Raw genomic sequence first — 11,580 nt, forward strand, 5'->3', positions numbered from 1 at the left:
CCCCCGGCCGGTCCCCCGGAGCCGCTCAGGAGGTCCAGAAGTCCCACCAGCGGGTCAGGATCAGCATGCCGATGATCCCGACGTGCAGCACGGGCAGCACCCACGTGAACTCGTCCAGGAAGGAGCGCAGCCAGCCGGGGGCGGGCAGCAGGCCCTGGCGCACGTTGTGGGCGGTGACGTACCAGAACATGAAGATCGTGGCGACCCACGCCAGGCTGCACCACAGGCACAGCGAGTTGATGTTGTACAGCGACTGGTACATCAGCCAGGTGCAGAAGCCGACGCCGAACAGCGTGCCGGCGTTGAAGGTCAGCCAGTACCAGGGCCGGAACCGGGCCCCGGCGAGCACGCTCATGCCGACGCAGATCACCATGCCGTAGGCGACCAGGCCCAGCATCGGGTTCGGGAAGCCGAACACGGACGCCTGCTCGCTCTTCATGATGTTGCCGCAGGAGACGATCGGGTTCAGGCTGCAGCCCGGGGTGAAGTTCGGGTCTTCGAGCAGCTTGAACTTGTCGATCGTGATCACCCAGGCCGCGAGCAGTCCCGCGGCGCCCGTGATCACCAGCAGCAGCGCCAGTGCCCGGCTCGCACCGACCGTCCGCGGGGCGGTGTCTGCGTCCGTACTTCGTGTCGTCATACCACCCGCTCCACATCTGCAAGGTCAACAAGCACCGGCCATTGTGCCGTACGGACCTGTGTGTCCACCGTTCGGTGGACATAAGGACGACTGCACGGGGGGACCGGTGGGGCGGGTTCCGCCACACCATGTGGGACATGACGAGGAACGCGGTGGAGGTACGGGGGCTTCGCAAGCAGTACGGCGAGGTCACCGCAGTGGACGGACTGGACCTGACGATCCGGCAGGGCGAGGTCTTCGGACTCCTCGGGCCCAACGGAGCCGGCAAGAGCACCACGGTGGAGATCCTGCAGGGCCACCGGGAACGGGACGGCGGCGAGGTCAGCGTGCTCGGCGCGGACCCCGCCACGGGCGGGCGGGCCTGGCGCTCGCGCGTCGGCATCGTCTGGCAGGACGAGTCGGCTCCCGCGGAACTGACGGTCCGGGAGACGGTCGAGCACTTCGCCCGCTACTACCCGGCGCCGCGCGACCCGGCGGAGGTCATCGCCCTGGTCGGGCTGGAGGAGAAGCGGGACCAGCGGGTGAAGGGCCTCTCCGGCGGGCAGCGGCGCCGGCTCGACGTGGCGCTCGGCGTCATCGGCGACCCCGAGCTGCTGCTGCTGGACGAGCCGACGACGGGCTTCGACCCGGCGGCCCGCCGCCGGTTCTGGGACCTGATCCGGCTGCTCGCCGGCGAGGGCACCACCATCGTGCTCACCACGCACTACCTGGAGGAGGCCGAGGCCCTCGCCGACCGGCTCGCCGTCATCGCGAGCGGCCGGGTCGTCGCCGAGGGCGAACCGGCCGAGCTGCGCACCCGGTTCGGCACCGGCGCCACCGTCGAGTGGACCGGGGCCGACGGCTCCGTGCAGAGCGTCGTCACCGAGACCCCCACCCGTACGGTCGCCGAGCTCATGGCCCGCTTCGAGGGCGAGATCCCCGGGCTGCGGATCGGCCGCCCCACCCTGGAGGACGTGTACCTGCGCCTCACGGGTCAGCTCGTACCCACGCCCGCACCGCAGCCGGAGGACGCACGATGAGCACGACCGCCACCACCGCCACCGCCGGCCGGGCCGGCGCCGCGAAGGCACTGCCCGGCGCCTGGACCCTGGGGCTGAGCCGCGGGGCGCTGGAGATCAAGCAGTTCGTCCGCCAGCGCGACGCGGTGATCTTCACCTTCGCCTTCCCGATCGTCTTCCTCGCGCTCTTCGCCTCGATCTTCAGCGACAGCGTGGAGAACACCGGGGTCACCGCCTCCCAGTTGTACGCGGCGGGCATGGTCGCCGCGGGCATCATGTCCACCAGCTTCCAGTCGCTGGGGATCTCGATCGCCGTCGAACGCGACGAGAAGGTGCTGCGCCGGCTGCGCGGGACCCCGATGCCGCCGGCCGCGTACTTCCTCGGCAAGGTCTGGATGGTCCTGGCCACCGGCCTCGCCGAGACCGCGGTCCTGCTGTTCGTCGGCTCCACCCTGTTCGACCTCGAGCTGCCGGCCTCCGCGGCCAAGTGGTTCACCTTCGGCTGGATCTTCGCCCTCGGTCTGACCGGCTGCGCCCTGCTCGGCATCGCGATCAGCAGCCTGCCCAAGTCCGGGAGGAGCGCCAGCTCGGTGGTCGTCCTGCCGTTCCTGATCCTGCAGTTCATCTCCGGCGTCTTCATCCCGGTGAACGCGATCCCGGACTGGCTGCTGAACATCGGGGCGCTGTTCCCGCTCAAGTGGATGTGCCAGGGGCTGCGCGGGGTGTTCCTGCCGGAGTCCGCCGCCGTCCTGGAGCAGGCCGGCAGCTGGGAGTACGGAAAGGTCGCCCTGGTCCTGGGGGCCTGGGTCGTCGGAGGATTGGTCCTGTGCCTGCTGACCTTCAAGTGGAAGAACCGCCGCGACGGCTGAACGGGTTCACCAGGACGGCCGGGGCGCGCGAATCCCATGTCTGGGACAGCGCGTTCGGGCCCTGGGACCTCTACTTCGGGGTCGTGTGGACCGCGACCGTCGCCTTCGTCCTGGGCGCGGACTTCCCCCCGCTGTCGTACCGGCTGCCCGCCGCCGCGCTGCTCGTGCTGCTGATCCCCTGGTACGCGTGGGCCGGCCGGCCCCTGCTGGTGAAGGACCCCGGCTCCGAACCGGCGCTGTCGCTGCGCTACCTGGGCGGGCTGCTGGCCCTGTTCCTGCCCGCGGCGTTCCTGGTGGGCGAGACCCGGCTGATCACGTTCGCGCTCGCCCCGCACTGCTTCATGCTGCTGCCGCTGCGCCGGGCGATCGGCGCGATGGCGGTGGTCTCGCTGCTGCCGGTGGCCGGCTGGGCGGTGCTGTGGCGGCCGGAGGGCCACATCGTCTTCGTCAACGCGGTCGGCTCGTTCGTCACCTTCGCCTTCTCCTCCTTCTTCGGTGCCTGGATCATCCGGATCATCGAGCAGAGCCAGGAGCGGGCCTCGCTGATCGCCGAACTCGACGCCAGCCGGGAGGAGGTGGCCCGGCTGTCCGCCGCGCAGGGCGCCCATGCCGAAAGGGAACGCATGTCCCGCGAGATCCACGACACCCTCGCCCAGGGCTTCACCAGCCTGCTGATGCTGGTCCAGGCCGTGCAGTCGGAGCTGGACACCGACCCGGAACAGGCCCACCGGCACCTGGAGCTGATGGCCGCCACCGCCCGGCAGAACCTGGCCGAGGCCCGGGCCCTGGTGGCCGGCGGCGCCCCCGCCGATCTCGACGCCGGCTCCCTGCCGGACGCCGTACGCCGCCTCGCGGCCCGGCAGCACCCGCCGGCGGCGGTGTCGGTGGGCGGGGAGGTCCGGCCGCTGCCCGCGGCGCTGGAGGTGGTGGCCCTGCGGTCCTGCCAGGAAGCGCTGTCGAACGCCGCGAAGCACGCCGGGCCCGGGGCGCGCTGTGCGGTGTCCCTGGCCTACGGTGGCGGCGAACTGACCGTCACGGTCCGGGACACCGGGCAGGGCTTCGACCCGGCGGCCCCCGCGTCCGGCTACGGCCTGCGGGGACTGCGCGCCCGCGCGGCGGAGGCCGGCGGCACGGCGTCCGTCGACAGCACCGCCGGGGCGGGCCCCGCCACCGGCACCACCGTCACCGTGACACTCCCGATCCGCTGAGGAGCCGTACGACATGATCCGCATCCTGCTGGCCGACGACCACCCCGTGGTACGGGAAGGCCTGCGCGGCATGCTCAGTGCGGAGCCCGACCTGGAGGTCGTCGCCGAGGCGTCGAACGGCCCGCAGGCCGAGGCGCTGGCCGCGGAGCTGGTCCCCGGCGGCCTGGACCTGATCCTGATGGACCTGCGGATGCCGGGCGGCGACGGCGTCGAGTCCATCGCGCGGATCAGCGCGGCCGGACTGCCGGTGCGGGTGGTGGTCCTGACGACGTACGAGAACGACCGGGACATCCTGCGGGCGGTGGAGGCGGGGGCCGCGGGCTACCTGCTGAAGGACATGGCCCGGACGGAACTGGCCGAGGCCGTCCGCGCGGCGGTGCGCGGCGAGACGGTCCTGGCCCCGTCGGTGGCGGGCCGCCTGGTCGACCGGCTGCGCACCCGGCCCGAGCGTCCGCGCCTGTCGGACCGGGAGGTCGCGGTCCTGCGCCTCGTCTCCGAGGGGGCGACGAACGCGGAGATCGGCCGCCGCCTGTTCGTGGCGGAGTCGACCGTCAAGACGCACCTGCTGCGCATCTTCGGAAAGCTGGAGGTCACCGACCGCACCGCGGCCGTCACCACGGCCATGCGGTACGACCTGCTCTGACACGACACGGCGGGGCCGCGGCGGCGCTCCACGCCACTGCGGCCCCGCCGGGGCACCACGGCCGTCAGGCCAGCTTGGCCCGCAGGACCTCGACCACGTCCGCCACGGCGACCGGCCCCTGCTCCCCGGACTCCATGTCCTTGAGCTGGACCACGCCGTCGGCGAGGTCGCGGTCGCCCGCGACGATCGCGAAGCGGGCGCCGGAACGGTTGGCGTCCTTCATGGCGCCCTTGAGGCCCTTGCCGCCGAACGCGAAGTCCGCCGCGATGCCGGCCCGCCGCAACCCGGTCACCTTGCCGAAGAGCACCCGTCGGGCCTCCTCGCCCAGCGCCACCGCGAACACCGAGGTGGCCGCCGGGACGTCCAGCGTCACGCCCTCGGCTTCCAGCGCCAGCACCGTACGGTCCACGCCCAGGGCCCAGCCCACCGAGGGCAGCGCCGGTCCGCCGATCATCTCGGACAGGCCGTCGTAGCGGCCACCGCCGCCGACCGCGGACTGCGAGCCCAGGCCGTCGTGGACGAACTCGAACGTGGTCCGCGTGTAGTAGTCCAGGCCGCGCACGAGCTTCTCGTCGTCCTCGAAGGCGACTCCGGCCGCCGTGATCAGCGCCCGCACCTCCTCGTGGTAGGCCTTGCACGCGTCGCACAGGTAGTCCCGCAGCATCGGAGCGCCGACCAGCTGCTTCTGAACGGACTCCCGCTTGTCGTCGAGGACGCGCAGCGGGTTGATCTCGGCCCGGCGGACGGTGTCCTCGTCCAGGTCCAGCCCGCGCAGGAAGGACTGGAGCGCCTCCCGGTACACCGGGCGGCACTCCTTGTCGCCGAGCGAGTTCAGCAGGATCCGGAAGTTGCGCAGGCCCAGCGAGCGGTACGCCTGGTCGGCCAGGATGATCAGCTCGGCGTCCAGCGCCGGGTCCTCGGCGCCGATCGCCTCGGCGCCGACCTGCGAGAAGTGGCGGTAGCGGCCCGCCTGGGCCCGCTCGTAGCGGTAGTAGGAGCCGGAGTACCAGAGCTTGACGGGCAGCAGGCCGGCCTTGTGCAGGTTGCCCTGAAGCGCCGCGCGCAGCACGGAGGCGGTGCCCTCGGGGCGCAGGGCGAGCTGGTCGCCGCCCTTCGTCGTGAGCGTGTACATCTCCTTGCTGACGATGTCGGTGGACTCGCCGACACCGCGCGAGAAGAGCTCGACGTTCTCGAAGCCGGGCGTCTCGACGTACCCGTAGCCCGAGTTCTTCAGCGGCCCGGCGATCGCCTCGCGCACCGCGAGGAAGGTCGCCGAGCGGGGCGGCAGCAGGTCGTAGGTGCCCTTGGGGGCCTGGAAAGTACTCACGAAACTCTCGTCACATTCCTCGTCGTGGAGACGTGATGCCGTCTCCGAGGCCGGCGGCCACCTGCCGCAGGTACGGGTTGGTGGCGCGCTCACGGCCAATGGTCGTGTGCTCGTTGTGACCGGGCAGGACCACGGTCGCGTCGTCGAGCGGCAGGCACACGCGGGCCAGCGACTCGAGCATGTCGGCGTGGCTGCCGCCCGGGAAGTCGGTACGGCCGATGGAGCCGGCGAAGAGCAGGTCGCCCGAGAACAGCAGCGGGGGGACGTCCCCCGCTTCGGGCATCCCGAAGGTCACCGACCCCCTGGTATGCCCGGGCGCGTGCGACACGGTGAGCTCCATGCCCGCCAGCGCCAGCTTCGTCCCGTCGGTGAGCTCCTTGACGTCGGAGGGCTCCCCCACGGTGAGCTCGCCCATCAGCTGCGCTCCCAGGGAGCGGCCGAGCGCCTTCTCCGGGTCGCTCATCATGAAGCGGTCCTCGGGGTGGATCCAGGCGGGAACGTCGTGGGCCCCGCACACCGGGACCACCGAGGCCACGTGGTCGATGTGGCCGTGGGTGAGGACGACGGCGACGGGCTTGAGTCGATGCTTCTTCAGCGTCTCCTCGACCCCCTGGGTGGCCTGGTGGCCCGGGTCGATGATGACGCACTCCTCACCTGCGGCGGGGGCGACCACGTAACAGTTGGTCCCCCAGGCCCCGGCGGGGAACCCGGCAATCAGCACGTTCGTCCTCAATCGTCGTCCGGCGGGAGCTTCGGCAGCGGCCGTGTGTCGGAATGCTGCTGCTCAGAGCCTACCGGCGCCGCTCGTTACACAGCGAACCCATATACGGTACGGCCTAACCGAGACCGGACAGCGGTGCCAGACACGTACAAGGAGACGACCCGGTGGTCACGAGCGATCAGCGGCGGCGACAGCTCGCCAGGGAGAAGTACGAGCGCCAGCAGAAGCGCCGGGCCGAGGCCCGGCGCAAGGCGCGGCAGCGTGCGGCGGTGATCGGGGCCGCGGTGGCCGTGGTGGTCGCGACGCTGGTGGGCCTCGTCGTGGGCGGCGTGTTCGACAAGGACAAGAAGGACCGGGCGGCGGACCCGGCGGCGAGCCCGTCGGCGGCGCCTTCGCCGAAGCAGTCGCCCTCGCCGGCGATGACGATCGACAAGAACGCGAAGTACACGTTCGACCTGAAGACCAGCGCGGGCGAGATCAAGTTCGAGATGGACGCGGCGAAGACGCCGGAGACCGTCAACTCGTTCAAGTCGCTGGCCGACAAGGGGTTCTTCGACAACACCAAGTGCCACCGGCTGACCACTTCGGGGATCTTCGTACTGCAGTGCGGTGACCCGGAGGGCACGGGCATGGGCGGCCCCGGCTACACCATCGCGGACGAGAACCTCGACTCGCTGGGCAAGCCGAACGAGCAGGGCCAGGTGATCTACCCGGCGGGCACGGTGGCGATGGCCAACACCGGCCAGCCGCACAGCGGCGGCAGCCAGTTCTTCCTGGTCTACAAGGACAGCCCGCTGGCTCCGTCGTACACGCCGTTCGGCAAGATCGACGCGGCGGGTCTGAAGGCGCTCGAGGACGTGGCCAAGGCCGGTACGGCCGATGGCGGCCAGGACGGGGCCCCGAAGACCCCGGTGACCATCCAGAAGGGCGCCGTCACCCAGAACTGACGGGTTCCGGCGGCCTCGGGCCCGGCCGGCGTCCGGCCCGTACGGCGATATTCCGTCGTGCGGGATGCGGACAGCCGGCCCGGCGGTCGCCTATGTTGGCGTTGTGCAGGGCGGGCGCTGCCCGCCCCAGGAAACTGTGGACGATGCCCAGGGGGTGAACCCCTCGCAGGCATCAGGTGGAGGAGGCGCTGTGAGCAGCGACCCGTGGGGCCGTGTCGACGAGACGGGCACCGTGTACGTGCGTACTGCCGAGGGCGAGAAGGTCGTCGGCTCGTGGCAGGCGGGCACCCCTGAGGAGGCCCTGGCCTACTTCGAGCGCAAGTACGAGGGCCTGGTGGTCGAGATCGGCCTCCTCGAACGGCGGGTGCGGACCACCGATCTGTCCGCCAAGGACGCTCAGACGGCCATCGACCACCTGCGCACGCAGGTGGAGGAGCACCACGCCGTGGGCGACCTCGGCGCGCTGCGCGTGCGGCTCGACAAGCTGGTCGCGACCGTGGACTCGCGGCGCGAGGAGCGCAAGGTCCAGAAGGCCAAGCAGACGGACGAGGCCCGGGCGGCCAAGGACGCGCTGGTGGCCGAGGCCGAGCAGCTGGCGCAGAGCGACCAGTGGCGCAGTGCGGGCGAGCGGCTGCGTGCCCTGGTGGACACCTGGAAGGGTCTGCCGCGGCTGGACCGCAAGTCGGACGACGAGCTGTGGCACCGCTTCTCGCACGCCCGGTCCGCCTTCTCCAAGCGCCGCAAGGCGCACTTCGCCTCGCTCGACGCGCAGCGCGAGGACGCCCGGAAGGTCAAGGAGAGGCTGGTCGCGGAGGCCGAGTCGCTGTCGAAGTCGACCGACTGGGGTCCGACGGCCGCCCGCTACCGCGAGCTGATGGCGGACTGGAAGGCGGCGGGCCGGGCGCAGCGCGAGGCCGAGGACGATCTGTGGAACCGCTTCCGCGGTGCGCAGGACGTGTTCTTCGCGGCGCGTGGCGAGGTGTTCGCGGAGCGCGACGCCGAGCAGGTCGAGAACCTGAAGCTGAAGGAGGAGCTGGCCGAGGAGGCCGAGAAGCTCGTCCCGGTGACGGACCTGAAGGCGGCCCGGGCCGCGTTCCGCTCGATCAACGAGCGCTGGGAGGCCATCGGCCACGTACCGCGCGACGCCCGGCCGAAGGTCGAGGGCCGGATGCACGCGGTGGAGCGGGCGATCCAGGAGGCCGAGGAGGGCGAGTGGCGTCGTACGAACCCGGAGGCGCGGGCGCGTGCGGCCGGCCTGACGGGTCAGCTCCAGGCGGCGGTGGACAAGCTGCGCGAGCAGATCGACGCGGCCCGTGCGGCGGGCAACAACGCGAAGGCCGACAAGCTGGCCCGCGAGCTGGAGGGCCGCCAGGCCCTGCTCGACCAGGCGCTGAAGGGCCTGGAGGAGTTCGGCGGCTGATGTCCGCCGGTTGACGGGCGAGGGCCCCGGTACGACAGCGCCAGTTCCTGCTGGCCGTACCGGGGCCCTCGTGCGTGTGCTGTGCGCCCCCGCTACGGCCGGCGGGCCGAGGTGACGCGGTAGACGTCGTAGACGCCCTCGACGCCCCGTACGGCCTTCAGGACGTGGCCCAGGTGCTTGGGGTCGCCCATCTCGAAGGTGAAGCGGGAGGTGGCCACGCGGTCGCGGGAGGTCTGGACGGCCGCGGAGAGGATGTTCACGTGCTGGTCCGACAGGACCCGGGTGACGTCCGACAGCAGCCTGGACCGGTCCAGCGCCTCGACCTGGATGGCGACGAGGAAGACCGAGGACTGGGTGGGGGCCCATTCGACTTCCAGCATCCGCTCGGGCTCCTGGGAGAGGGAGTCCACGTTGACGCAGTCCGCGCGGTGAACCGATACGCCGCTGCCGCGCGTGACGAAGCCGACGATCGGGTCGCCGGGGACCGGGGTGCAGCAGCGGGCCAGCTTGACCCAGACGTCATCGACGCCCTTGACGACGACGCCGGGGTCGGCGTTGCCGCGCCGCTTGCCGCGGGCGCGGGACGGCGGGACGCTCTCCTCGATGTCCTCGTTGGCGGCTTCCTCGCCGCCGAGGGCCTGGACCAGCTTCTGCACGACGCCCGCCGCGGCCACGTGGCCCTCGCCGATCGCCGCGTAGAGGGAGGAGATGTCGGGGTAGCGCATCTCGTGCGCGAGCGTGACGAGCGAGTCGCCGGTGAGGATGCGCTGGATGGGCAGGTTCTGCTTGCGCATGGCCCGCGCGATGGCGTCCTTGCCGTGCTCGATGGCCTCCTCGCGGCGCTCCTTGGAGAACCAGGCGCGGATCTTGTTGCGGGCGCGGGGGGACTTGACGAAGCCGAGCCAGTCGCGGGACGGGCCGGCGCCCTCGGCCTTGGAGGTGAAGACCTCGACGAGGTCGCCGTTGTCGAGGGTGGATTCGAGCGGGACGAGGCGGCCGTTGACGCGTGCGCCTATGGTCCGGTGGCCGACCTCGGTGTGGACGGCGTACGCGAAGTCCACGGGGGTGGCGCCGGCGGGCAGCGCGATGACGTCGCCCTTGGGCGTGAAGACGAAGACCTCGTTGCGGGAGAGGTCGAAGCGCAGCGAGTCGAGGAACTCGCCCGGGTCCTCGGTCTCCTTCTGCCAGTCGAGCAGCTGGCGCAGCCAGGCCATGTCGTTGACGGTGTCCTGGCCGGCGCTGCCCTTGGCGGCCTGCGGGACGTCGGTGCGGACCTTGGAGGTGCCGGCGACGGTCTGCTGCTTGTACTTCCAGTGCGCGGCGATGCCGTACTCGGCGCGGCGGTGCATGTCGAAGGTGCGGATCTGGAGTTCGACGGGCTTGCCGCTGGGTCCGATGACCGTCGTGTGGAGCGACTGGTACATGTTGAACTTGGGCATCGCGATGTAGTCCTTGAACCGGCCGGGGACCGGGTTCCAGCGCGCGTGCACGGTGCCGAGGGCCGCGTAGCAGTCCCGGACGGTGTCGACGAGGACGCGGATGCCCACCAGGTCGTAGATCTCCGCGAAGTCACGGCCGCGGACGATCATCTTCTGGTAGACGCTGTAGTAGTGCTTGGGGCGGCCGGTGACGGTGGCCTTGATGCGGGCGGCGCGGAGGTCGGTCTGCACCTCGTCGGTGACGATGGTGAGGTACTCGTCGCGCTTGGGTGCCCGCTCGGCGACGAGGCGGACGATCTCGTCGTACATCTTCGGGTAGAGGATGGCGAAGGCGAGGTCTTCGAGTTCCCACTTGATCGTGTTCATGCCCAGCCGGTGCGCCAGCGGGGCGTAGATCTCCAGGGTCTCGCGGGCCTTCTTCTCCTGCTTCTCCCGCTTGAGGTAGCGCATGGTGCGCATGTTGTGCAGGCGGTCGGCGAGCTTGATGACCAGGACGCGCGGGTCCTTGGCCATGGCCACGACCATCTTGCGGACGGTCTCGGCCTGCGCGGCCTCGCCGAACTTGACCCGGTCGAGCTTGGTGACGCCGTCGACGAGCAGGGCGACGGCGTCGCCGAAGTCGCGGCGCAGGTCCTCCAGCCCGTACTCGGTGTCCTCGACCGTGTCGTGCAGCAGGCCCGCCATCAGGGTGGCCGGGTCCATGCCCAGCTCGGCGAGGATGGTGGTCACCGCGAGCGGGTGGGTGATGTACGGGTCGCCGCTCTTGCGCTTCTGGCCGCGGTGCCAGCGCTCGGCGACCTGGTAGGCCTGCTCGATCTGGCGCAGCGTCGCCGTCTCGATCTTCGGGTCGTTGCTGCGGACTATGCGGAGCAGGGGTTCCAGGACCGGGTTGTACGGGTTGGAACGCTGGACGCCGAGGCGGGCGAGGCGGGCGCGCACGCGGTTGGAGGACCCGGCCGACTTCCCGGGCGCCGGCTTCGCGGGCGCGGGCTTCGCGGGCGCCGGCTTCACGGGCGGGGCCGGCGGGGGCGTGGCGGGGGGCGCTGCGGCCCGTTCGGCCTGCGGGTCGGGCTGCGCGGCGGAGATTGGCTGGACCTCGTCTGGCAAGAGCGCTCCTCTGGGGGTCCCTCCGGGACGGAGTCCGGGGGAGGATCCGGTGCCCCGGTCAGGTCCGGACATCCCATGGTAGCGATGGTTCCGTCGGCCCGTTCCCCGTGCCCACCCCACGGACGGGGCGGTGGTTGCCGGACGTGCGTAGCGGGGGGGGGGGCCCGCGGGGGCCCGCGGCCCCCCGCGGCGGGGGGGGGGGGGCCCGGGGGCCCGGCCCCCCCACCCCGGGGGGGGGGCGCGCGCCCCGGGGGGTGTTTG

The 11,580-nt window shown here is 71.6% G+C and carries 10 protein-coding genes; 6 read left to right on the forward strand and 4 right to left on the reverse strand.

Annotated elements, in window-relative coordinates:
• Positions 1–25: 25 nt before the first annotated feature.
• The gene (locus ACFXA3_RS20615) at positions 26–640 is read right to left on the reverse strand and encodes a vitamin K epoxide reductase family protein (RefSeq protein WP_385188649.1); all 615 of its coding nucleotides are present in this window, start codon (positions 638–640) and stop codon (positions 26–28) included.
• Positions 641–777: 137 nt separating this feature from the next.
• Between ACFXA3_RS20615 and ACFXA3_RS20620 the strand changes: the two genes are divergently transcribed.
• From ACFXA3_RS20620 to ACFXA3_RS20635, 4 genes are read left to right on the forward strand one after another with little or no spacing between them, the layout of a single operon-like run.
• Positions 778–1,659: an ABC transporter ATP-binding protein gene (locus ACFXA3_RS20620; protein WP_385188651.1), complete on the forward strand. Its 882-nt coding sequence runs from the start codon at positions 778–780 to the stop codon at positions 1,657–1,659.
• Positions 1,656–2,507 (forward strand): ABC transporter permease, encoded by an 852-nt coding sequence (locus ACFXA3_RS20625; protein WP_385188653.1) that lies wholly within the window; start codon positions 1,656–1,658, stop codon positions 2,505–2,507. The genes ACFXA3_RS20620 and ACFXA3_RS20625 overlap by 4 nt, the downstream gene beginning before the upstream one ends.
• Positions 2,465–3,715 carry a sensor histidine kinase gene (locus tag ACFXA3_RS20630; protein WP_385188655.1) on the forward strand — a complete coding sequence of 417 codons (1,251 nt, stop codon included), beginning with the start codon at positions 2,465–2,467 and terminating at the stop codon, positions 3,713–3,715. The genes ACFXA3_RS20625 and ACFXA3_RS20630 overlap by 43 nt, the downstream gene beginning before the upstream one ends.
• A 13-nt stretch (positions 3,716–3,728) precedes the next feature.
• Complete coding sequence (locus ACFXA3_RS20635; protein WP_385188657.1) at positions 3,729–4,358, forward strand: response regulator; 630 nt, start codon at positions 3,729–3,731, stop codon at positions 4,356–4,358.
• A gap of 64 nt (positions 4,359–4,422) precedes the next feature.
• Here the strand turns inward: ACFXA3_RS20635 and hisS are convergent, their stop codons facing one another.
• The gene (gene hisS / locus ACFXA3_RS20640; protein WP_385188659.1) at positions 4,423–5,685 is read right to left on the reverse strand and encodes a histidine--tRNA ligase; all 1,263 of its coding nucleotides are present in this window, start codon (positions 5,683–5,685) and stop codon (positions 4,423–4,425) included.
• A 10-nt stretch (positions 5,686–5,695) separates the two neighbouring features.
• Positions 5,696–6,406: an MBL fold metallo-hydrolase gene (locus ACFXA3_RS20645; RefSeq protein WP_385188661.1), complete on the reverse strand. Its 711-nt coding sequence runs from the start codon at positions 6,404–6,406 to the stop codon at positions 5,696–5,698.
• 164 nt (positions 6,407–6,570) lie between these two features.
• Between ACFXA3_RS20645 and ACFXA3_RS20650 the strand changes: the two genes are divergently transcribed.
• Together ACFXA3_RS20650 and ACFXA3_RS20655 are read left to right on the forward strand one after the other, a co-directional pair.
• A complete protein-coding gene (locus ACFXA3_RS20650) occupies positions 6,571–7,353 on the forward strand; it encodes a peptidylprolyl isomerase (protein ID WP_385188663.1) in 783 nt (260 codons plus the stop codon).
• A gap of 190 nt (positions 7,354–7,543) precedes the next feature.
• Positions 7,544–8,773, forward strand: a complete 1,230-nt coding sequence (locus ACFXA3_RS20655; protein WP_385188665.1) for a DUF349 domain-containing protein — start codon at positions 7,544–7,546, stop codon at positions 8,771–8,773.
• A 92-nt stretch (positions 8,774–8,865) separates the two neighbouring features.
• Here ACFXA3_RS20655 and ACFXA3_RS20660 read toward each other — a convergent pair whose 3' ends face one another.
• Positions 8,866–11,319 carry a RelA/SpoT family protein gene (locus ACFXA3_RS20660; RefSeq protein ID WP_385188667.1) on the reverse strand — a complete coding sequence of 818 codons (2,454 nt, stop codon included), beginning with the start codon at positions 11,317–11,319 and terminating at the stop codon, positions 8,866–8,868.
• Positions 11,320–11,580 lie beyond the last annotated feature (261 nt).

Source organism: Streptomyces sp. NPDC059456, assembly GCF_042750055.1.
GTDB lineage: Bacteria > Actinomycetota > Actinomycetes > Streptomycetales > Streptomycetaceae > Streptomyces.